Annotated in this window: 13 protein-coding genes and 1 pseudogene; 6 read left to right on the top strand and 8 right to left on the bottom strand. The window is 62.7% G+C overall.

Translation table 11 applies throughout. The features are described 5' to 3' along the window. Positions 1–19: 19 nt before the first annotated feature. The 3 genes from BLU85_RS22395 to putP form a co-directional block, all read right to left on the bottom strand. A complete protein-coding gene (locus tag BLU85_RS22395; protein WP_170847616.1) occupies positions 20–751 on the bottom strand; it encodes a DUF4123 domain-containing protein in 732 nt (243 codons plus the stop codon). Further along, a complete protein-coding gene (locus BLU85_RS22390) occupies positions 748–2,805 on the bottom strand; it encodes a type VI secretion system Vgr family protein (RefSeq protein WP_092203465.1) in 2,058 nt (685 codons plus the stop codon). Before BLU85_RS22390 ends, BLU85_RS22395 begins: the two co-directional genes overlap by 4 nt. Positions 2,806–3,188: 383 nt before the next feature. Further along, the gene (gene putP / locus BLU85_RS22385) at positions 3,189–4,673 is read right to left on the bottom strand and encodes a sodium/proline symporter PutP (RefSeq protein ID WP_092203463.1); all 1,485 of its coding nucleotides are present in this window, start codon (positions 4,671–4,673) and stop codon (positions 3,189–3,191) included. Between the two features lie 462 nt (positions 4,674–5,135). On the opposite strand from putP, the gene putA reads away from it, so the two are divergent. Both putA and BLU85_RS22375 read left to right on the top strand, forming a co-directional pair. Beyond that, positions 5,136–9,089, top strand: a complete 3,954-nt coding sequence (gene putA / locus BLU85_RS22380; RefSeq protein ID WP_092203461.1) for a trifunctional transcriptional regulator/proline dehydrogenase/L-glutamate gamma-semialdehyde dehydrogenase — start codon at positions 5,136–5,138, stop codon at positions 9,087–9,089. A 249-nt stretch (positions 9,090–9,338) separates the two neighbouring features. After that, positions 9,339–11,141: an acyl-CoA dehydrogenase gene (locus BLU85_RS22375; protein ID WP_092203459.1), complete on the top strand. Its 1,803-nt coding sequence runs from the start codon at positions 9,339–9,341 to the stop codon at positions 11,139–11,141. A gap of 218 nt (positions 11,142–11,359) precedes the next feature. Here the strand turns inward: BLU85_RS22375 and BLU85_RS22370 are convergent, their stop codons facing one another. Both BLU85_RS22370 and BLU85_RS22365 read right to left on the bottom strand, forming a co-directional pair. Next, positions 11,360–11,662 (bottom strand): cell division protein ZapA, encoded by a 303-nt coding sequence (locus tag BLU85_RS22370; protein WP_060739489.1) that lies wholly within the window; start codon positions 11,660–11,662, stop codon positions 11,360–11,362. Further along, a complete protein-coding gene (locus tag BLU85_RS22365) occupies positions 11,659–11,889 on the bottom strand; it encodes a hypothetical protein (protein ID WP_053117769.1) in 231 nt (76 codons plus the stop codon). Before BLU85_RS22365 ends, BLU85_RS22370 begins: the two co-directional genes overlap by 4 nt. A 257-nt stretch (positions 11,890–12,146) precedes the next feature. Between BLU85_RS22365 and BLU85_RS22360 the strand changes: the two genes are divergently transcribed. The 4 genes from BLU85_RS22360 (at position 12,147) to selO (ending at position 20,724) form a co-directional block, all read left to right on the top strand. Then, entirely contained in the window at positions 12,147–13,772 is a 1,626-nt protein-coding gene (locus BLU85_RS22360; RefSeq protein ID WP_092203457.1) for a methyl-accepting chemotaxis protein, read from the top strand. Between the two features lie 311 nt (positions 13,773–14,083). Then, a complete protein-coding gene (locus BLU85_RS22355) occupies positions 14,084–15,826 on the top strand; it encodes a potassium/proton antiporter (protein WP_092203455.1) in 1,743 nt (580 codons plus the stop codon). Positions 15,827–15,860: 34 nt separating this feature from the next. Continuing rightward, a complete protein-coding gene (mscK, locus tag BLU85_RS22350; protein ID WP_092203453.1) occupies positions 15,861–19,223 on the top strand; it encodes a mechanosensitive channel MscK in 3,363 nt (1,120 codons plus the stop codon). A gap of 37 nt (positions 19,224–19,260) precedes the next feature. Continuing rightward, complete coding sequence (gene selO / locus BLU85_RS22345; protein WP_092203451.1) at positions 19,261–20,724, top strand: protein adenylyltransferase SelO; 1,464 nt, start codon at positions 19,261–19,263, stop codon at positions 20,722–20,724. Positions 20,725–20,968: 244 nt separating this feature from the next. Here selO and BLU85_RS22340 read toward each other — a convergent pair. From BLU85_RS22340 to BLU85_RS22330, 3 genes and pseudogenes are all read right to left on the bottom strand, one after another. Further along, positions 20,969–21,181, bottom strand: a pseudogene (locus tag BLU85_RS22340) (type II toxin-antitoxin system HigA family antitoxin); the annotation flags it as partial. Positions 21,182–21,250: 69 nt separating this feature from the next. After that, positions 21,251–21,529 (bottom strand): hypothetical protein, encoded by a 279-nt coding sequence (locus tag BLU85_RS22335; RefSeq protein ID WP_092203449.1) that lies wholly within the window; start codon positions 21,527–21,529, stop codon positions 21,251–21,253. A 266-nt stretch (positions 21,530–21,795) separates the two neighbouring features. Continuing rightward, positions 21,796–22,701 carry a LysR family transcriptional regulator gene (locus tag BLU85_RS22330; protein ID WP_218130103.1) on the bottom strand — a complete coding sequence of 302 codons (906 nt, stop codon included), beginning with the start codon at positions 22,699–22,701 and terminating at the stop codon, positions 21,796–21,798. Positions 22,702–22,804 lie beyond the last annotated feature (103 nt).

Raw genomic sequence — 22,804 nt, 5'->3', positions numbered from 1 at the left:
CCCGGCGGACACGCCACGATCAGCCCAGCTCCCGCAGCAAGTACGCCTGCAAGGGCGCCTTTGGCGCGACAACCGGCTTCGATCGCTCAAGAAAGTGAGCAATCTTGCGCCGCAGGATGCGGTGGTCGACGCGCTCGTACAGAGACGGATGCTCTTGGCCAAGCCACGTGAGCAAGTTATCCACCAGACAATTCGTCGGGGCCTCGGTCATGGCGTCCAGCAGCGCCACCGGCACTTCCCACCAAGGAAACATCCGCGCCGGCCGCTGGAGGTTTCCCACCAACTCAAGGGATTGACCGTTGATCAGGCAACGATTGATGACCGGCAGGAGTTCCCCGGCATCCACCGCCGCCGATTGCAGGATCGGTCCCATGAAGCGTCCATCCCAAAAACGCAGGAAAACCGGCTTGCCACCCGGCAACCGCACCTGCGTCAACCCACGCAAATGCTCGGCAAGGGCTTCCTGGCTGGCACACGACACCGCCAGCCAGCCCCAATCGAGCGAGTCGGTGGCGGCTATCCAATCAAGAAACCCACAGTCTGCGCGAACAAGCCCTGCATAGGGCATGACCGTCTCCCACTCGGCGTACGGCGTGTCGGCCCAGATCGCCGTGGGTGTCGCGGCCATCGAACGCCGCCAGGCCGCCAACGCCCCAGCGCTGCTGGCGTTGCAGAAAATGGCGAAAAGTTGCTCGGCCGCTTGCAACGGATGGTGCTCAAGCCAGGCGCGGGGCGTTTGACCGCTGTTCATGGGCGCTCCTGTGTGTCGACCGTTTTGTGGAAGGCCGATGGCCCTGCGCAGACGCCGTTTCTGCAACGCTCGCACTCCTCGCAGAACGGCGCCGAGCCTTGGAAGCTGAGGATTTGCGCCAGGGAAAGCCGAGGCGCCGGCGCAGCGACCTGCTGCCCGGAGCTGTCCGGCGAACCCGCCACCGCCCCCATGACCGCCATCGGCGCCCCACCGACCTCGATCGGCACGCTGCTGAAAATCCCGCCGGCACCAATGTTGATCCAATGACCGCCAGCCTGGAGGGTCACACTGGCGCCAGCCTCCAGGACCACTTGCTGGCCGGCGCTGACATGAAACTGCCGGCTGGCGTTCAGTACCTGGCCGGTCACGCGAACATGCCGCTCGCCGCCCACCAGCAGATGATCGTCCTGGCGGACTTCAGCCTGGCGCCGGCCATGGGTAACGCGCTGCTCATCGGCCTTGAGCTCGTGCCGTGCCGTACCGGTGACGACGATGCTGCGCTCGTGATCGACCTGCACCCGCTGGTCGTGCAGCACGTGCTGGGTCCAGTTGCGCTGGGCCCGCAGGTAGATTTCCTCGGCCCCCTTGCGGTCCTCGATGCGCAACTCGTTGTAGCCTGCCCCACCGGGACTGCTCTGGCTGCGCCATATACTGCGGGTCTTGTCCGCCGGCAGGTCCAGCGGCACCGGGTTGGCGCCGTTGGGCAGGCAACCCACCACCAATGGCTTGTCCACGTCGCCATCGATGAACCCCACCAAAACTTCCATGCCGACCCGGGGAATCATCACTGCACCATAGTGATCATGGGCCCAACCCGAGGCCACTCGCAGCCAGCAACTGGAATGCTCGTCGCGCTGGCCGTCGCGATCCCAGGCCAGTTGCACCTTGACCCGCCCGAATTCATCGCAATGGATCTCGCTGCCCACCGGCCCGGTCACCACCGCTGACTGATAGCCGTTGGCACGGGGCTTTTCAGGGTGCAGGGGCGGCCGAAAAAACACCTCCCACGGCGTGGCGAGAAAGGTGTTTCTGTAGCCCTGGAACTCATCCGGGCCGGCGGAGGCTGTTTCTTCCAGCACCTGGGGTTGGCGGCCATGATGGTCGATATGCGTCAGGAGCCAGAGATCGTTCCACTGCTCCCGGGGGTGGCCCTCGATGCGCATGAAATGCCCGCAGACGAAAGCGCTGTCATCGCTGCTGCCCTGCGCCACGCGATGATCGGCGCCGTGACGCTCAAGGGCACGCCGGGCCAGGTGCTTGCCATCGTCCCGGTCGCAGAACCCTCCGGGGTAGCGATAGTCCTCGAGCGCTGGCAGTTGCCGGTTGTCGAGGTGGGTTTGCAACAACAGGCCGGGCTTGCGGAAGTCGTAGTCGCGCAACGTTACGGCCGTGGCGCGGGTCTGGAGTCGCACCGCCAGCCGCTTGATGGCCGGTGCGTCGGCAGCCATGCCGCTGTCCGCCAGGTACAGCGTCGATTCGGGCAGGCGGGGGAAGCCGGTCTGATCGTCGCCGAACACCAGCAGATGGCCGTCAGGGCGGTGCCGAAAGTGATAGTGGATACCGACTTCGGCACAGATCCGCTCGATGAACGCCAGGTCGCTTTCGGCGTACTGCACACAGTATTCACGCTCGGGATAGTGCCCTGCGAGAATGAACTGGAAGCCCCCCTCCAGGACCCCGTGCTCCTTCAACACCCGGGCGACGATAGCGGGCACGCTCAGATGCTGGAAAATCCGCTGGTTGATGCGGTGGCGCAAGTAGGCCAGGCGCGGCACCAGGCTGATCTGGTAACGGGTCAGGCGTCTGCCTGAATCGCCTTGGGCTACGCTATAGACTTGACCATGCACGCCCCCTCCCCGGCCATCGAACCGCAGGAATGCCTGGCGATGCAGAAGTTCTTCCAGTGCCAGGTCGCAGCGCTCGCTGACCAGTTCCACGTCAAAGCGGTAGGGTTGGCTGATGGTTTCCGTGCCCTTGAACTCAAGCACCCTGAGTTCATTCGGCCCGCTGTCGAGGGTCAGCGTGAAACGCGGTGGATTGGCAGGCGGGAACATCCGATGTGCCTCTGCTGAATGGAGGCGGGCGATTCTGCACGAGCAGTCGGGAACGTGTATGGGAGGTCAGGAAAAACAGATTTGCCCTACATCCAAGAAGCTAAAAGCTGCAAAGCGTGATGCATTTTCCGATAGACATTCGAAGCATCGCAACGCACTCGATCTGGCGGCGGATGGTTCCGGGGGTGGCAATCAGAGATCAGGAACGGCCAGGACGCTGTGTTCAGGCTCTATATAACTCGCGAGCCCAGCGGTAGGAGCTGTCGAGCGGAGCGAGGCTGCGATCTTTCTCCAAACACTTGAGCCTCAAGTGAAAGATCAAAAGATCGCAGGCTTCGCCAGCTCCTACAGAACTCAGCGGGCTCAAAGCCCCACTGAAGATCTTACTGGTTCAGACGAAAATCTTTTTCCGCCGCGTCGAAGCGCTGCAGCATACCCGCGGTAGGCGAGCCCATCTTGCTGACGAGGTAGATGGCCAGGCTGGCGAAGATGAAGCCCGGGATGATTTCGTACAGGCCCAGCAGCGCGAAATGCTTCCAGACGATCACGGTGATCGCCCCCACCAGAATGCCGGCGAGCGCGCCATTGCGGGTCATGTTCTTCCAGATGACGGAGATCAGGACAACCGGGCCGAAGGCAGCACCGAAACCGGCCCAGGCGTAGCTCACCAGACCCAATACGCGGTTTTCCGGGTTAGCGGCCAGGGCAATGGCGACCAAAGCCACCAGCAACACCATGGCACGACCGACCCAGACCAATTCCAGCTGGGAAGCGCTCTTGCGCAGGAAGGTCTTGTAGAAGTCTTCGGTCAGGGCGCTGGAGCACACCAGCAACTGGCAGCTCAGGGTACTCATCACCGCCGCCAGGATGGCCGACAGCAGTACACCGGCGATCCATGGGTTGAACAGCAGTTTTGCCAGCTCGATGAACACGCGCTCAGGGTTATCGGTCACAGGACCGGCCACGTCAGGGTGTGCCGAGAAGTACGCGATACCGAAGAAGCCGACGGCCACGGTACCGCCCAGGCACAGAATCATCCAGGTCATGGAGATGCGACGTGCATTGGCGATGGACTTGACCGAATCAGCCGCCATGAAGCGCGCCAGGATATGCGGCTGGCCGAAGTAGCCCAGGCCCCAGCCCATCAGCGAGATGACACCGATGAAGGTGGTGTTCTTGAGCATATCGAACGAAGTAGGGTCTTTCGCCTCGATGGCCAGGAAGGTGGTGTCCACGCCGCCAGTGGCCAGCAGCACGATGATCGGCGTGAGGATCAGCGCGAAGATCATCAGGGTGGCTTGTACGGTGTCGGTCCAGCTCACGGCCAGGAAACCGCCAACGAAGGTGTAGGCGATGGTCGCTGCGGCACCGGCCCACAGCGCGGTCTCGTAGGACATGCCGAAGGTGCTTTCGAACAGACGGGCACCGGCCACGATGCCGGAAGCGCAGTAGATGGTGAAGAACACCAGGATCACCACCGCGGAGATGATCCGCAGCACACCGCTCTTGTCTTCGAAACGGCTGGAGAAGTAATCCGGCAGCGTCAGCGCGTCACCGTTGTGCTCGGTCTGTACCCGCAGGCGACCGGCCACGAACAGCCAGTTCAGGTAGGCGCCGACGATCAGGCCGATGGCGATCCAGCTTTCCGACAGGCCAGACATATAGATGGCACCCGGCAAACCCATCAACAACCAGCCGCTCATGTCGGAAGCACCGGCGGACAATGCCGTGACCACGCTGCCCAGGCTGCGACCGCCCAGGATGTAATCGGAAAGGTTATTGGTGGAGCGGTAAGCCATCAGGCCGATCAGGACCATGGCTGCGATGTAGATCACGAAAGTGATCAAGGTGGGATTACTAACACTCATGAGTTACGCCCTGGCTTTGTTTTTATGGTGCGGTGGCAGTTGGCAGCGCCGACAACGCAGACGTTGTAGCGACGATTTGCAATCCCGCGAATTTATGACTGATGTTTCCCCAGGAAAGCCATCAGCCGATGCCCCTCGGCTTGGAGCCGGTTGCACCTTGGCCGCGAATGCTATTCAACAAATCAAATAAGGTGCAACCAGTTTCGCTCGAATAAGTTGCACCTGATCGGTTTTATCGCAAAATCGCCGTTTTTTGCTCCCTTTTAGTGCAGTCCGCAGTGCATCGCTAGAAGCCAAAGCACTAAGCCGGTGCAGGATTGACGGGGTCGTCCTGGCTTCCGGATGAGCTGCCTGTCCTTTCAAGAAAAAAAGGGTTGCACCCGGTTGCACCTCAATCATCCCACAGCTAATCTTGCCGCCAGCTGATGCCACGCCATACGTGGTAAACATGAGGATAAAAATATGGCTACCACCACCCTTGGGGTCAAACTCGATGACCCGACCCGCGAACGCCTCAAGGCGGCCGCAACCTCGATCGATCGCACGCCGCACTGGCTGATCAAGCAGGCAATTTTCAATTACCTGGAAAAACTCGAGGGTGGTGCAACCCTGACCGAGCTGAACGGTTCACCCCGCGCCGACAGCGATGATGCCGGCGACGTACAGGTCGACCATGCTCACCAGTGCTTCCTCGAGTTTGCCGAGAGCATCCTGCCGCAATCGGTCCTGCGCGCCTCCATTACCGCCGCTTACCGTCGTCCTGAGCCGGAAGTGGTGCCGATGCTGATCGAGCAGGCCCGCCTGCCGGTGGAAGTGGCCGAAGCCACCAACAAGCTGGCGGCGTCGATTGCGGAAAAACTGCGTAACCAGAAAAGTGCCGGCGGCCGTGCCGGTATCGTTCAGGGCTTACTGCAGGAATTTTCCCTGTCGTCCCAGGAAGGCGTAGCCCTGATGTGCCTGGCCGAGGCGCTGCTGCGCATCCCGGACAAAGGCACTCGCGATGCGCTGATCCGCGACAAGATCAGCACCGGCAACTGGCAGCCGCACCTGGGCAACAGCCCGTCGCTGTTCGTCAATGCCGCCACTTGGGGCCTGTTGCTGACCGGCAAGCTGGTCGCCACCCATAACGAAACGGGCCTGACCTCCTCCCTGAGCCGCATCATCGGCAAGAGCGGCGAGCCGATGATCCGCAAGGGCGTCGACATGGCCATGCGCCTGATGGGCGAACAGTTCGTCACCGGCGAAACCATCGCCGAGGCCCTGGCCAACGCCAGCAAGTTCGAAGCCAAGGGTTTCCGCTATTCCTACGACATGCTGGGTGAAGCCGCGCTCACCGAACATGACGCCCAGAAGTACCTGGCCTCGTACGAACAAGCCATTCACTCGATCGGCAAAGCGTCCCATGGCCGTGGGATTTATGAAGGCCCGGGCATTTCCATCAAGCTCTCGGCCCTGCATCCGCGCTACAGCCGCGCCCAGTACGAGCGCGTCATGGACGAGCTGTACCCGCGCCTGCTGTCGCTGACCCTGCTGGCCAAGCAATACGACATCGGCCTGAACATCGACGCCGAGGAAGCCGACCGCCTCGAACTGTCCCTGGACCTGCTGGAGCGCCTGTGCTTCGAGCCGCAGTTGACCGGCTGGAACGGCATCGGCTTCGTGATCCAGGCCTACCAGAAGCGTTGCCCGTATGTGATCGACTACGTCATCGACCTGGCCCGGCGCAGCCGCCACCGCCTGATGATCCGCCTGGTAAAAGGCGCGTACTGGGACAGCGAGATCAAGCGCGCCCAGGTCGAAGGCCTGGAAGGTTATCCGGTCTACACCCGCAAGGTGTACACCGACGTGTCCTATATCGCCTGCGCGCGCAAGCTGCTGTCGGTGCCGGAAGTCATCTACCCGCAATTCGCCACGCACAACGCCCATACCCTGTCGGCCATTTACCACATCGCCGGTCAAAACTATTACCCGGGCCAGTACGAATTCCAGTGCCTGCACGGCATGGGAGAACCGCTGTACGAACAAGTTGTAGGCAAGGTCTCCGAAGGTAAGCTGAACCGTCCATGCCGTGTGTACGCCCCGGTCGGCACCCACGAAACACTGCTGGCCTACCTCGTACGTCGCTTGCTGGAAAACGGCGCGAACACCTCGTTCGTCAACCGCATCGCCGACCAGTCGATTTCCATCCAGGAACTGGTGGCCGATCCAGTGGCCAGCATCGAACAGATGGCAACCCTGGAAGGCGGTTTCGGCCTGCCGCACCCGCGTATTCCGCTGCCGCGCGACCTGTACGGCAGCGACCGCGCCAACTCCAGCGGCATCGACCTGGCCAACGAGCATCGCCTGGCGTCGCTGTCCTGCGCCCTGCTGGCCACCGCCCATAACGACTGGAAAGCCGCGCCGATGCTCGGTTGCGCCGCCAGCGAAGAAACCCCGGCAGCGGTGCTGAACCCGTCCGATCACCGCGATGTGGTCGGCCATGTGCAGGAAGCGACGGTTGCCGACGTCGACAACGCCATCCAGTGCGCCCTCAACGCCGCACCGATCTGGCAGGCCACGCCACCAGCCGAACGCGCCGCGATCCTCGAGCGTGCCGCCGACCTGATGGAAGGCGAGATCCAGCCCCTGATGGGCCTGCTGGCCCGCGAAGCCGGCAAGACCTTCGCCAACGCCATCGCCGAAGTGCGTGAAGCCGTGGACTTCCTGCGCTACTACGCGGTGCAGGCGCGCAACGATTTCACCAACGACGCCCACCGCCCTCTGGGCCCGGTGGTCTGCATCAGCCCATGGAACTTCCCGCTGGCGATTTTCAGCGGCCAGGTCGCCGCCGCACTGGCCGCCGGCAACCCGGTTCTGGCCAAGCCCGCCGAGCAGACGCCGCTGGTGGCGGCCCAGGCGGTGCGCCTGATGCTCGAAGCCGGCATTCCGGAAGGCGTCCTGCAACTGCTGCCGGGTCGCGGCGAAACCGTAGGCGCCCGCCTGGTGGGTGACGAGCGGGTCAAAGGCGTGATGTTCACCGGTTCCACCGAAGTCGCCCGCCTGCTGCAACGCAACATCGCCGGTCGCCTGGACAACCAGGGCCGACCGATCCCGCTGATCGCCGAGACCGGCGGCCAGAACGCGATGATCGTCGACTCCTCGGCCCTGACCGAACAAGTGGTCATCGACGTCGTGTCTTCGGCCTTCGACAGTGCCGGCCAGCGTTGCTCGGCCCTGCGGGTCCTGTGCCTGCAGGAAGATTCCGCCGACCGCGTCATCGAAATGCTCAAGGGCGCCATGGCCGAATCGCGCCTCGGCAACCCGGAGCGCCTGTCGGTGGACATCGGCCCGGTGATCGATGCCGAAGCCAAGGCTGGCATCGAGAAACACATCCAGGCCATGCGCGATAAAGGTCGTATCGTCTACCAGATGGCGATCGCCGACAGCGACGAGTGCAAGCGCGGCACCTTCGTGATGCCGACCCTGATCGAGCTGGAAAGCTTCGACGAGCTGCAGCGGGAGATCTTCGGCCCGGTGCTGCACGTGGTGCGCTACAAGCGCAAGGAACTGGGTCAGTTGATCGACCAGATCAACGCCTCCGGCTACGGCCTGACCCTGGGCGTGCACACACGCATCGACGAGACCATCGCCAAGGTCATCGACAACGTCCATGCCGGTAACGTCTACGTCAACCGCAACATTGTCGGCGCCGTGGTCGGTGTACAGCCGTTTGGTGGCGAAGGGCTGTCGGGCACCGGTCCCAAGGCCGGTGGCCCGCTGTACCTGTACCGCCTGCTGTCGACTCGTCCTACCGATGCGATCCAACAGTCCTTCGTGCGCGGCGACGCCTTGGTTGCGCCGGACCTGCGCCTGCGCGATGCCATGAGCAAACCGCTGACCGCCCTGCAAGCCTGGGCCGACAGCCAGAAGCTCGCCGAACTGAGCGCCCTGTGCGTGCAGTTCGCGGCCCAATCGCAAAGCGGCATCACCCGCCAGTTGACCGGCCCGACCGGCGAACGCAACAGCTACGCCATCCTGCCGCGCGAGCACGTGCTGTGCCTGGCCGATGTGGAAGGCGACCTGCTGACGCAACTGGCGGCCGTACTGGCCGTGGGCGGCTCGGCCGTGTGGCCGGAAACCGACACCAGCAAGGCCTTGTTCGCCCGCTTGCCGAAAGAGATTCAGGCACGCATCCAGCGGGTTGCCGACTGGACCAAGGACGATGTGCTGTTCGACGCGGTCCTGCACCATGGCGATTCGGATCAGCTGCGCGACGTTTGCCAGCAGGTGGCCAAGCGTGCCGGCGCCATCGTCGGGGTGCATGGTTTGTCCCAGGGCGAGACCAACATTGCGTTGGAGCGCCTGGTGATCGAGCGGGCCTTGAGCGTCAACACCGCTGCGGCGGGGGGTAACGCCAGCCTGATGACTATTGGCTAAACCCGCTGTTGACCAGGCACCTGCAAGGGGTGCCTGGTCAACAAAAACCCTGTGGGAGCGAGCTTGCTCGCGATAGCGGTGCTTCAGTCAGAAGAAATGTTGTCGACTGGGACACTGCTATCGCGAGCAAGCTCGCTCCCACATTTTGATTAGTGTCACCCTCACCTCTGCATCACTGTCATCAATCATCCTGTTCAGCCTTTATCAGCACGCCTAGACTCGGCCCATTCCAAAAAAAGGTAGGCCGCCATGTCCGAGACGTTGCTCAGTTCCCGCAATCTGGCTTTCGAGCTGTACGAAGTCCTCGATGCCGAGGGCCTGACTCAGCGCGAGCGGTTTGCTGAACACAATCGCGAGACCTTCGACGCAGCCCTCGGCACGGCCCGCAGCATCGCCGAGAAATTCTTCGCGCCCCACAACCGCAAGAACGATGAAAACGAACCACGCTACGAGAACGGCCAGGCGATCCTGATTCCCGAGGTAAAGCCGGCGGTGGATGCCTTTCTGGAGGCCGGTTTTCTCAATGCCGCGCGCAGCTTCGACGCCGGAGGCATGCAGTTGCCGACGCTGCTGTCCCAGGCTTGCTTCGCACACTTCCAGTCGGCCAATGCCGCATCGACCTCTTACCCGTTCCTGACCATGGGCGCGGCGAACCTGATCGAAAGCTTTGGCAGCGATGAGCAGAAGCAACGCTTCCTGCAACCGATGATCGACGGCCGCTTCTTCGGCACCATGGCCCTGACCGAGCCCCATGCAGGTTCTTCGTTGTCGGATATTCGTACACGGGCGGAGCCTGCGTCCGATGGCACCTATCGACTCAAGGGCAACAAGATCTTCATCTCCGGTGGCGATCATCCGCTGTCGGAAAACATCGTGCACATGGTCCTGGCGAAATTGCCGGACGCGCCGCCGGGCGTGAAGGGCATTTCGCTGTTTATCGTGCCCAAGTTCCTGGTCAACGACGATGGCAGCCTCGGCCCGCGTAACGACGTGCTGCTGGCCGGGCTGTTCCACAAGATGGGCTGGCGCGGCACCACGTCGACCGCGTTGAACTTCGGTGACAACGGCGAATGCGTCGGTTACCTCGTGGGCAAGCCGCACCACGGCCTGAGCTACATGTTCCAGATGATGAACGAGGCGCGCATCGGCGTCGGCATGGGCGCGGTGATGCTGGGTTACGCCGGCTACCTGTATTCCCTTGAATACGCCCGCGAACGTCCGCAGGGCCGGGTGCCCGACAGCAAGGACCCGACCACCGCCCCGGTGGCGATCATCCAGCACGCCGACGTGCGCCGCATGCTGTTGACCCAAAAAGCCTACGTCGAGGGTTCGTTTGACCTGGGCTTGTACGCAGCGCGGCTGTTCGACGACACCACCACCCTGGACAGCGAAGCCGAGCGTCGGCGCGCCCATGAACTGCTGGACCTGCTGACCCCCATCGTCAAATCCTGGCCCTCGGAGTTCTGCCTGAAAGCCAACGAACTGGCGATCCAGATCCTGGGCGGTCACGGCTACACCCGCGAATACCCGGTGGAACAGTATTATCGCGACAACCGCCTGAACCCGATCCATGAAGGCACCCATGGCATCCAGTCCCTGGACCTGCTGGGGCGAAAGCTGGCGCAGAACGGCGGCGCCGGGCTAAAGCAGTTGATCCGCCTGGTGGCCGACACCACTGAACGAGCCCAGGCGCACCCATCATTGACGCCATTACGCCAGCCGCTGGAAGCGTTGGTGGCGCGCCTGCAAACCGTCACCCTGGGCCTGCTGACGGACCTGGCCCAGGGCAAGGTCAACAGCAGTCTCGCCAACTCGGCGCTATACCTGAAGGTGTTTGGGCACATGGTGATCGGCTGGCGCTGGCTGGAACAGGCGATTCGTGCCGAGGAAGGCCTGGCCAGGGGCAATGCCGCGGACAGCGACTTCTATAAGGGCAAGCTGCAAGCGGCGCGCTACTTCCTGACCTGGGAAGTGCCGGGGTGTCACCATGAGCTGGCGATTCTCGAGGCGCGGGATGATACGTGCCTGGGGATGCGGGATGAGTGGTTCTGATCCAATTCTTGCGGCGCCGCTGAAATCCAATCGCGAGCAGGCTCGCTCCCACAGGGGGTTCCAAGTGAACACGACATCTGCGTTCACCACCGATCCACTGTGGGAGCGAGCTTGCTCGCGATAGCGGTGTTTCAGCCAACACACAGGCAGCTGTGCTGACGCCATCGCGAGCAAGCTCGCTCCCACACAAGCCCCTCAGTCAACATTCGTTAACGGTTTCAGGCCTGCTGGATCGTCTTGGCAATCACCTCGACCGTGGCGCTGACTTGCTCTTGGTAACGGTCGAGTTCCGCCTGATGGCTCTTCTGCATTTCGATCTGTTGCGAACACAGGTTCATGGCCGCCAGTACCAGCAGGCGATCGCCGATCAGCGTCGGGTATTTCCTTTTCGTGTCGGCCAGTGCGGCCTTGAGCATCGAAGCGGCGTCCAACAGGGCCTGTTCCTGCCCGGCCGGCGCTTTGATTGAATAGTCTTCTCCCAGGATCGAGATGACCGTCACCCCATCGGCGCCGTGCTTCATGCGCTGACAGGGCCGGCGCTGGCGCGCTCGATCAGGGCCTGGATACGCGCGGCGGTGGCGCCATGCAGTTCTTCCTGTTCCATCAGGCTCAGTTGCAGGCTTTCGTTTTCATCCTTGGCCCTGGCAAGTTCGGCGCTCAGGGTTTCGTTCAGGCCGGTGAGGTGCAGGTTCTGTTGCACCAGGTCGTTGACCAGTTGCTCCAGTTGGCTGAGGGATGTTTCCAACATATTGATTTCCAGGCTTTTCCAAGGGGCGCGTACGATAAAGAAAAGTCACCGCCGATGCCACGCTTTACACGGTGGCGGTGCTTGCTCGCGAGCTGTAGAGACTGCGATTCAAGCATCGGGTTCCTACCCTTCGTCGCGTGACAGGCCTTGCCCTGCGACAAAAGCCCACAACGCCTCAAGACTTCAGGCCCATGACCGATAAGTCAGTGAACAGCAGCCTCAGCCCCGCACGGACGCATCTATTTTCGGTATTTTCCATGTCCCTACGTAATATGAACATCGCGCCGCGGGCGTTCCTGGGGTTTGCCCTGATCGGCGCCCTGATGCTGGCCCTCGGGGTCTTCGCCCTGACCCAGATGAGCAAAATCCGCGGGTCCGGCGAAATCATCGCCCAGAACAGCGTGCCCAGTATCAAGGCCCTGGACGAGTTCACCCAACTCACCCTGCGCCTGCGCGTCTTGTCCTATCGCTTGCTGGTCAACCGCGAGCCGGACATCCAGCAGAAAACCTACGATCTGCTGGAACAACGCGGTCAACAGATCCACGCGGCCCAGACCGCCTACGAAAAGCTCATCAGCGCCCCGGACGAACGGGCCGCCTACGATCAGTATGTGCAACTGCTCGGGCAGTACCGTCAGCTCGAAGAGCGCATGAAAACCCTGTCACGCAACAATCAGGTCGATGAACTGCGCACGTTGCTCAACACTGAACTGCTGAGCAACTCCGATGCCATCAATGCCGCAATCGGCCGCTTGGTGGAGATCAACAACCTGCAAGCCGAGGCGCTCAATAAGGGCGCGGCGCAACAATATTCAAGCGCTTTCAACTGGGTGGTCACCCTGCTGGTCATCGCCACCGGCCTGACCCTGCTGTTCGCCTGGCTGCTGACCAACAGCATCACCAAGCCGATCGCCAACGCGTTGGATGCCGCCGAAGAGATCGCCAAGGGCAACCTGACCCGGCCGATCACCGTTGACGGCAGCGACGAAGCCGGTCGCCTGCTGCGGGCGATGTCGACCATGCAGGAAAAACTGCGCGATACCTTGCAACGGATCTCCGGTTCGGCCACACAGCTGGCGTCGGCGGCCGAAGAGCTCAACGCCGTCACTGACGAAAGCGCCCGGGGCCTGACCCAGCAGAACAACGAAATCGAACAGGCCGCGACAGCGGTCAACGAAATGACCAGCGCCGTGGAAGAGGTCGCACGCAATGCGGTCAGCACGTCGGAAGCGTCGAAACACGCCACCACATCCGCTGGCGACGGCCGCGACCTGGTGCAGGAAACCGTCGGTGCCATCGAACGCATGAGTGCCGACGTACAAAGCACCGCCACGCTGATCGGTAACCTGGCCGATGAGTCCCGCGATATCGGCAAAGTGCTGGACGTGATCCGCGGCCTGGCCGACCAGACCAACCTGCTGGCCCTGAATGCCGCCATCGAAGCCGCCCGTGCCGGTGAGGCTGGTCGTGGTTTTGCCGTGGTGGCCGACGAAGTCCGCGCCCTGGCCCACCGTACCCAGCAGTCGACCAGCGAGATCGAACGCATGATCGGCAGCATCCAGAGCGGCACCGAACACGCCGTGGACTCGATGCGCAACAGCACCGAGCGCGCCGAGTCGACCCTGAACATCGCCCGTGGCGCCGGCCTGTCCCTGGACACCATCAACACGGCCATCGTCGAGATCAACGAACGCAACCTGGTGATCGCCAGCGCCGCCGAGGAACAGGCCCAGGTGGCCCGTGAAGTGGACCGCAACCTGGTGAACATCCGTGACCTGTCGGTGCAATCGGCCACCGGCGCCAACCAGACCAGCGCCGCCAGCGCCGAACTGTCGCGCCTGGCCGTGGACCTGAACAGCATGGTCGGGCGGTTCAGCCTTTAAGGCTCAACCCGCCTTTGTGGCGAGAGCTTGCTGTGGCGAGGGGATTTATCCCCGCTGGGCTGCGAAGCAGCCCCCAACTGTGCTGCCATGCAACCAGAAGGCGAGCGCCTCGCACTCGGACGGGGATAAATCCCCTCGCCACAAGGGCCATGTCCAATCCATTGCTGTGAATCAATAGCAAAGGGGCTTGTTCAGCCCCGCCAATCCCAAACCTTTTTTGACAGCATCACATTTCAACAGGTTAGAATCGCTGGCACGCAGACTGCATGGTCAGTCTGTGCCCGCCCCTCAGTTTTCCCGGAGTAACGCCTTTGACTGCAGCGACCATCAACAGCCTGTTCTTGATCGGCGCGTTGCTGGTAGGTGCGAGCATCCTGGTCAGTTCTCTTTCGTCCCGCCTGGGCATCCCGATCCTGGTGATCATCCTGGCCGTGGGCATGGTGGCCGGTGTCGACGGCGCCGGTATTCTCTTCGATAACTACGCCACGGCTTATCTGGTCGGCAACCTCGCCTTGGCCGTCATCCTGCTGGACGGCGGCTTGCGCACGCGAGTCTCGAGTTTCCGCGTGGCGCTGTGGCCGGCGTTGTCGCTGGCCACGGTCGGTGTGTTGATCACCACCGGGCTGACCGGATTGGCGGCGGCCTGGCTGTTCAACTTGAACCTGATCCAGGGCCTGCTGATCGGCGCCATCGTCGGCTCGACCGATGCCGCGGCGGTGTTCTCGCTGCTGGGCGGCAAGGGCCTGAACGAGCGGGTCAGCGCCACCCTCGAGATCGAGTCCGGCAGCAACGACCCCATGGCGGTGTTCCTCACCGTCACCCTGATCGGCATGCTTGCCAGTGGCGAAACCGGCCTGCACTGGAGCCTGCTCGGGCACCTGGTGCGTGAGTTCGGCATCGGCTCGGTACTCGGCCTGGGCGGTGGCTGGCTGATGCTGCAGCTGGTCAATCGCATCAATCTGGCCAACGGTCTCTACCCGATCCTCGTCATCAGTGGCGGCCTGGCCGTGTTCGCCCTGACCAACGCCCTGCACGGCAGCGGTTTCCTGGCGGTGTACCTGTGCGGCCTGGTGATCGGCAACCGCCCGGTGCGCAGCCGCCACGGCATCCTGCACATGCTCGATGGCATGGCCTGGCTGGCCCAGATCGGCATGTTCCTGGTGCTGGGGCTGCTGGTCACGCCCCACGACCTGCTGCCGATCGCCCTGCCGGCCCTGGGCCTGGCGCTGTGGATGATCCTGTTTGCCCGTCCGTTGTCGGTCATGGTGGGCCTGCTGCCGTTCAAGGCGTTCCATGGTCGCGAGAAAGCCTTCATTTCCTGGGTCGGCCTGCGCGGCGCGGTGCCGATCATCCTGGCCGTGTTCCCGTTGATGGCCGGCCTGCCCCACGCCCAGCTCTACTTCAACCTGGCGTTCTTTATCGTGCTGGTCTCGCTGCTGGTGCAGGGCACGAGCCTGCCGTGGGTCGCCAAGTTGCTGCACGTGACCGTCCCGCCCGAACCGCTGCCGATTTCCCGGGCCGCACTGGAAGTGCACGTCACCAGCGAGTGGGAGCTGTTCATTTATCGCCTGGGCGCGGAAAAGTGGTGCATCGGCTCGCCCCTGCGGGACCTGAAAATGCCCGAAGGCACCCGCATCGCCGCCCTGTTTCGTGGCCAGCAACTGCTCCATCCGTCGGGTAGTACGGTGTTGGAAGTCGATGATTTGCTGTGTGTTATCGGCCACGAACACGATTTGCCGGCCCTTGGAAAACTGTTCAGCCAGGCGCCGCAACGGGGCCTGGATCTGCGCTTCTTCGGCGACTTCGTACTCGAAGGAGACGCCCAGCTGGCCGCGGTTGCCGCGCTGTACGGGTTGAAGCTGGACGGCATCGATCCGGACATGTCCCTGGGCCGCTTCATCGCCCAGAAAGTGGGCGGCGCGCCAGTGGTCGGCGACCAGGTGGACTGGAACAACACCCTGTGGACCGTTGCGGCCATGGACGGGAACAAGATCGGCAAAGTGGGCGTCAGATTCCCCGAAGGAAGTCGCCCGGGTCCCGGCTTGTTCCTCTAAACTGCTCCCACTCTCATTTGCTTGACCGGTCTCTATGCCTACCCTGCGCTCCTTTTTCGCCACCGCCCTGCTGGGCCTGAGTCTCTCCATCTGCACGCTGCAAGCCGCTGATCTTCCCACCAGCGCTTCGGTGCAGGCCAGCCTGGACAAGATCGCCGACCGCAAACTGCCGGAAGCCGACCAGAAAGCCCTGCAGGCCGTCTTGCAGAGCACGCTGACCCAGCTCAACAACAAGGCCGACTACGAACAGAAGCTGCAGGCGCTCAAGCAGCAACTGGCCACTGCGCCCAAGCAGAACATCGAGAACCAGCGCGAACTGGCGCGGCTCAAGGGCACCACGGTGGTGCCGGTGGCGCAGCGCTACGCCAACCTGCCGATTCCCCAGCTCGAGCAAATGCTCACGGATCGCTCCACCCAGCAGGGTGATCTGCAAAAAGCCCTGGCCGATGCCAATAGCCTGGTCATCACCGCCCAGACCCGTCCCGAACGGGCCCAGGCGGAAATTTCCAGCAGCCAGACCCGCATCCAGCAGATCAATGCCATCCTCAAGGCCGGCCGCGACGCCGGCAAGACCCTGAGCGGCGAGCAACGCGACCAGCTCAACGCCGAGTTGGCGGCGCTCAATGCACTGATCCCACTGCGCCGCCAGGAACTGGCCGGCAACAGCCAACTGCAGGACCTGGGCAACGGCCAGCACGATCTGCTGATGGAAAAAATCGCCCGCATGGAGCAGGAAATCCAGGACCTGCAGAACCTGATCAACCAGAAGCGCCTGGCCCAATCCCAGGAGACGGTGACCCAGCAATCCATCGAAGCCCAGAAGGCCGGTGGCAGCAGCTTGCTGGCGACCGAAAGCGCGGCCAACCTGAAGCTCTCCGACTACCTGCTCAAAAGCACCGACCGCCTCAACGAGGTCACCCAGCAGAACCTGCAGACCAAGCAACTGCTGGACAGCGTGACCCAGACCGACGCGGCCCTGGACGAGCAGATCAGCGTGCTCAAGGGCAGCCTGCTACTCTCCAAGATTCTCTACAAGCAGCGCCAGACCTTGCCGCGCCTCAAGCTCGACCAGAACCTGGCCGACCAGATCGCCGACATCCGCCTGTACCAGTTCGAAGTCAGCCAGCAACGTGAGCTACTGAACAACCCCAGCGCCTACGTCGACAGCCTGCTGGCCTCCCAGCCTTCGGAACAAGTCACCCCGCAACTGCGCAAGGCCTTGCTGGAACTGGCCCTGACCCGTGTCGACCTGCTGGAACGGTTGAACCGTGAGTTGAGCGCAGTGCTCAACGAATCGATCACCTTGCAGCTCAACCAGAAACAACTGCTCAGCACCGCCCAGAACCTGCGGGCGACCCTCGAAGAGCAGATGTTCTGGATTCCCAGCAATAAACCGCTGGATTTCGAATGGTTGCGTGCCGTACCGACGCGCCTGGAAAAACAGATCGACTCGTTGCCCTGGGCCTCCAGCCTGAGCGAGCTGGCCGATGGCCTGACCCAGCGACCGCTGCTGTTCCTGCCCCTGGCGCTGCTGATCGGTGCGCTGTTGTGGCGACGCAAGCATCTCTATGCTCGTCTGAACAAGGTTCACCAAGACGTTGGCCACTTCAAGCGCGACAGCCAGTGGCACACACCCCAGGCGATCCTGATCAATATCCTGCTGGCCATGCCGGTGGCCCTGGCGCTGACCCTCTGCGGCTATGCCTTGCAGATCGACGCCCGCGGTCAGAACGCCAACCTCGGCGCGGCGCTGCTGCAGATCGGCCAGGCCTGGCTGGTGTTCTACACCGCCTATCGAGTGTTGTCGCCGGGCGGCGTGGCCGAGTTGCATTTCCGCTGGGAGAAACCCCAGGTCGAATTCCTCCAAGGCTGGATCCGCCGGCTCGGGCTGGTGGTGCTGGCGTTGGTGGCCGTGGTGGCCGTGGCCGAGTTGCAACCCGCGACCCTGGCCGATGACGTACTCGGCATGCCGGTGGTGCTGACCTGCTACGCGCTGATGGCGTGGTTGCTCAGCCGCCTGTTGCTCAGCAGCCCGACGCACAGGAACACTTCGCTGTTCCGCAAGGCCGTCGGGGTGCTGTTCACCGCGCTGCCAATCGCGCTGTTCGTGGCGGTTTGCTTTGGCTACTACTACACCGCGCTGAAACTCAGCGACCGCTTGATCAATACCCTGTACCTGCTGATGTTCTGGCTGGTGATCGAGGCGACCTTCGTCCGCGGCCTGTCGGTGGCGGCACGGCGCCTGGCCTACCAGCGCGCCCTGGCCAAGCGCCAGGCGGCCAAGGAGGCCGGCGATGGCGAAGCGGTGGTCGAGGAGCCGACGCTGGACATCGAGAAGGTCAACGAACAGTCCCTGCGCCTGATCCGCCTGGCCCTGCTGGGTGGTTTCATCGCCGCGCTGTATTGGGTCTGGTCGGACCTGATCAGCGTGTTCTCGTACCTGGACAACATCACCCTCTACGAATACACCAGCGGCACCGGCGCCAACATGAGCATGGTGCCCATCAGCATCGGCGACATGCTCGGGGCGCTGATCATCATCGGCATCACCTTCGCCCTGGCGCGAAACCTGCCAGGCCTGCTGGAAGTGTTCGTGCTGTCGAAGCTGAACCTGGCCCAGGGCAGTGCCTATGCCACCACCACGCTGCTGTCCTATGTGATCGCCGGCGTCGGTTTCGTCACCACCCTGTCCACCCTGGGCGTGAGCTGGGACAAACTGCAATGGCTGGTGGCCGCGCTGTCGGTGGGCCTGGGCTTCGGCATGCAGGAGATCTTCGCCAACTTCATCTCCGGGATCATGATCCTGTTCGAGCGCCCGGTGCGCATCGGCGACACCATCACTATCGGCAATCTGTCGGGCACGGTGAGCAAGATCCGCATTCGCGCGACCACCATCACCGACTTCGACCGCAAGGACATCATTGTCCCGAACAAGACGTTCATCACCGGGCAACTGATCAACTGGTCGCTGACCGACACCGTCACCCGGGTAACCCTGAAACTGGGCGTGGACTATGGCTCGGACCTGGACCGGGTGCGTGAGTTGCTGCTCAAGGCGGCCCGCGAGAACCCACGGGTGCTGAAGGAACCGGAACCGATCGTGTACTTCCTGAACTTCGGTGAAAGCACCCTGGACCACGAGTTGCGCATGCACGTACGCGACCTCGGTGACCGTAACCCGGTGCTGGACGAAATCAACCGCTTCATCAATCGGGAATTCAAGAAGGAGCACATCAACATCTCCTTCCGGCAGATGGAAATCTATCTGAAGAACATGCAAGGCCAGGAATACAAACTGGTGCCTGCCGAGCCCGACAAAAAGACCATCACGCCCGTGCCGTCGGCTGTCGCCAGCATCAAGCCGGTGCCTGAGCCGCCGCAAGGCACACTCGACTGATCGCGGGTTGCCTGCGGGCGTCCCGCCGGAGACGGCCATGAAAACGCTGGAAACCCTGACCTTCGATAACCGCTTCGCCCGCCTGGGCGACGGTTTCTCGACCCACGTGCTGCCCGAGCCCATCGACAACCCAAGGCTGGTGGTCGCCAGCCCGGCGGCCATGGCGTTGCTGGACCTGGACCCGGCGCAAGCCCAGGCACCGCTGTTCGCCGAGATCTTTGGCGGCCACAAGCTCTGGGCCGAAACCGAGCCACGGGCGATGGTGTATTCCGGGCATCAGTTCGGTCACTACAACCCACAACTGGGCGACGGTCGAGGATTGCTGCTGGGCGAGGTGTACAACGAGGCTGGCGAGCACTGGGACCTGCACCTCAAGGGTGCCGGCCAGACGCCGTTCTCACGGATGGGCGACGGGCGCGCGGTGCTGCGCTCCTCGATCCGCGAATTCCTCGCCTCCGAAGCCCTGCACGCCCTCGGCATTCCCACCACCCGGGCCTTGTGCGTGATCGGCTCGGACACCCCGGTGTGGCGGGAAAAGCAGGAGCGCGCCGCCATGGTGCTGCGCCTGGCCCCCAGCCATGTGCGCTTCGGGCATTTCGAATACTTCTACTACACCAAGAAACCCGAACTGCAGGCGGCCCTGGCCGAGCACGTGTTGAACCTGCATTTTGCCGAGTGCCGCGAGCAGCCGGAGCCGTACCTGGCGATGTTCCGCGAAATCGTCGAGCGCAACGCCGAGCTGATTGCCAAATGGCAGGCCTACGGTTTCTGCCATGGCGTGATGAACACCGACAACATGTCGATCCTGGGCATCACCTTCGACTTCGGACCGTTCGCCTTCCTCGACGACTTCGATGCCAACTTCATCTGCAACCACTCCGATGATCAGGGGCGCTATTCCTTCAGCAACCAGGTGCCCATCGGCCAATGGAACCTCAGCGCCCTGGCCCAGGCCCTGACACCCTTCATCAGCGTCGATGCCCTGCGCGAGACCCTCGGGCTGTACTTGCCGCTGTACCAGGCCCATTACCTGGACCTGATGCGCCGCCGCCTCGGCCTGACCCGCGCCGAAGAAGACGACCAGAAACTGGTGGAGCGCTTGCTGCAATTGATGCAGAACAGCGGCGTCGACTACAGCCTGTTCTTCCGCCGACTGGGCGACCAGGCGCCCGAGCAAGCCGTGACCACCCTGCGCGATGACTTCGTCGACCTCAAGGGCTTCGACGCCTGGGGCGAATTGTATGTTGCCCGCGTCAATCGCGAAGGCCCCGTCGATCAAGACCAACGCCGCGCGCGCATGCACGCCGTCAACCCGCTGTACGTGCTGCGCAACTACCTGGCACAGAAAGCCATCGACGCCGCCGAATCAGGCGACTACGAAGAAGTCCGCCGTCTGCACACCGTGCTGAGCAAGCCGTTCGAAGAGCAACCGGGCATGGACAGCTACGCGCAACGTCCGCCGGAGTGGGGCAAGCACCTGGAAATCAGCTGCTCGTCGTAACGCGGCGCCACGGCTGAAATCACCTTCCCGCCCAACACATAACTGTTCGGGGGCATGGTTAACCCTGTGGCGAGGGAGCTTGCTCCCGCTGGGCTGCGTTGTAGGAGCTGTCGAGTGCAACGAGGCTGCGATCTTTCCAAGACACTGGAGTCTCAAGCGAAAGATCAAAAGATCGCAGCCTTCGGCAGCTCCTACAGAACCGAGCGGGAGCAAGCTCCCTCGCCACGATGAGCGTGCCTAGCCATCAAATGAAGGTTTCCACCGATACACCGAAGCGCTCGGCCAACCAGCGGATCTGCCTCAAATTGAGCTGACGCTTACCGCTCAATACCTCCGATACCACCGACTGGGTACCAACGCTTGGCAACTCGCTCTGGCTCATACCATGTTCACGCATTAGGTAACGCAGCGCCTCGACGCCGCTCGCCTTGGGCATTGGCCGGTGCTGCTGGTCCCACGGGCGTTTTAGCCTAGCCAGCCAACCCTTAAGGCTTCGGTAAAAAATGTGAACAGATGTGAGCCCAGCTCACCCCACCTTATCGTTCCCCTGCTCGGGCGTCTCGATGCCCGGCTCCGCTTCGGCAGTGTCCTTGTCAGTCGGTTTTGCCGGTGGTTTTTCCTCGGGATAGCCGGGCATGCCGCGGGCGTCTTCGGGGGTCAGCTCGTCCCGGTCGTGGCGGCGGTCGATGGCGTAGGCCGGGGCGGCGTTGGGGTCTTCGTCGCGGCCGGCGGTGCCGAGGACGAAGCCGTCGTCATTGGGGTTGTCCACCGCCTGTGGGGTGTCTGGGTCTTGAGGATTGCTCATGGGACCTCCGGGTTGCGAACAAGTACGTTGTGATTTTTTTGAGGGCCTGTTGGGCGTTGAGTGCAACGCACCTGATGAATGGCAGCCTGGGTGGCTAATGCCGGTCAGTTAAGGATCAAACGACACAAAACCTGTGGGAGCGAAGCTTGCTCGCGATGGCGGCAGCCCCGTCAATGGCGTAGTCGACTGCTCACCCCAATCGCGAGCAAGCTTTGCTCCCACGGGCTTGAGGCTTAACTGACTCGCATAAACCAACGGGCCCGGCCCTACGCCATGTCGCTGTGACTGAATTCCTCGGCCAGAAAATCGATCAGCGTGCGCACCGACGGCAGCAACCCGCGTCGTGAGGCAAAGATTGCGTGGACGATCCCGCACTTGGGCGTCCAGCCCGGCACCAGTTCCACCAGCCGGCCAGCCGCGATGTCTTCACGTACCACCACGGTGGGCAAATGGGCGACGCCGATGCCGGCCAGCACGGCGTGCCGCAGGGCCAGCAGGTCGTCGGTGACCATGCGCGGTTCATGGCGGATCAATGCGCGGCTGCCGTCCGGGCCGAACAATTCCCACTGGTATTCGCGCTGCGCCCCACCCCAATGCACGCTCGGCAGGCCGTTGAGGTCCGCCGGCGAAGCGGGTGAAGACAAGCGCTCAAGGTAAGCCGGGCTGCCCACCAGGCATTGGGTGCTGTTGCTCAGCACCTTCATGACCATGTCGGTGTTTTCCAGCGGCGGAAAGCGCACCCGCAAGGCGATGTCGAACCCTTCGTGAATCAGGTCGACCCGGCGATTGGTGCTCTCGATGAACAACTCAACCCGGGGATACTTAAGCATGTAGCGGGTCAGCATCGGCCCGACCCAACTATTGAGCAGCGCCGTCGGGCAACTGATACGCACCAGCCCCTGGGGCTCGGAACGGTTGCGCTCGATCACTTCCGCCGCGCTCTCGGCCTCGACCCGCATCGCCAGGCAGCGCTGGTAGTAGGCCTGGCCGATCTCCGTCAGCGTGCAGTGGCGGCTGGTGCGATGGAGCAAGCGCACCCCAAGCCGATCTTCCAACTGGGCGATACGTCGGCTGAGCTTCGACTTGGGCATGTCCAGCGCCCGGCCGGCAGCGGCGAAGCCACGGTGTTCCACGACTTGGGTGAAGTAGTACAGCGTATTGAGGTCTTCGATGATCGTTCTCCAAATAGAACGCTAAGGCGAATTTTTGCAGTCTAGCGCATCAAAGGTGCCAGTTTTAATCTACACCCATCGAAACGCAACACGGATTGACGCC

Source organism: Pseudomonas sp. NFACC14 (assembly GCF_900106885.1).
GTDB lineage: Bacteria > Pseudomonadota > Gammaproteobacteria > Pseudomonadales > Pseudomonadaceae > Aquipseudomonas > Aquipseudomonas fluorescens_AA.
Note: the sequence above shows the minus strand (reverse complement) of the source record. Positions and strands in the feature narration are given on the sequence as shown.

Coding starts and splice junctions, on each gene's coding strand:
- BLU85_RS22395 (WP_170847616.1), bottom strand. CDS start 751: ATGAACAGCGGTCAAACGCCCCGCGCCTGGCTTGAGCACCATCCGTTG.
- BLU85_RS22390 (WP_092203465.1), bottom strand. CDS start 2,805: ATGTTCCCGCCTGCCAATCCACCGCGTTTCACGCTGACCCTCGACAGC.
- putP (WP_092203463.1), bottom strand. CDS start 4,673: ATGAGTGTTAGTAATCCCACCTTGATCACTTTCGTGATCTACATCGCA.
- putA (WP_092203461.1), top strand. CDS start 5,136: ATGGCTACCACCACCCTTGGGGTCAAACTCGATGACCCGACCCGCGAA.
- BLU85_RS22375 (WP_092203459.1), top strand. CDS start 9,339: ATGTCCGAGACGTTGCTCAGTTCCCGCAATCTGGCTTTCGAGCTGTAC.
- BLU85_RS22370 (WP_060739489.1), bottom strand. CDS start 11,662: ATGAAGCACGGCGCCGATGGGGTGACGGTCATCTCGATCCTGGGAGAA.
- BLU85_RS22365 (WP_053117769.1), bottom strand. CDS start 11,889: ATGTTGGAAACATCCCTCAGCCAACTGGAGCAACTGGTCAACGACCTG.
- BLU85_RS22360 (WP_092203457.1), top strand. CDS start 12,147: ATGTCCCTACGTAATATGAACATCGCGCCGCGGGCGTTCCTGGGGTTT.
- mscK (WP_092203453.1), top strand. CDS start 15,861: ATGCCTACCCTGCGCTCCTTTTTCGCCACCGCCCTGCTGGGCCTGAGT.
- selO (WP_092203451.1), top strand. CDS start 19,261: ATGAAAACGCTGGAAACCCTGACCTTCGATAACCGCTTCGCCCGCCTG.
- BLU85_RS22335 (WP_092203449.1), bottom strand. CDS start 21,529: ATGAGCAATCCTCAAGACCCAGACACCCCACAGGCGGTGGACAACCCC.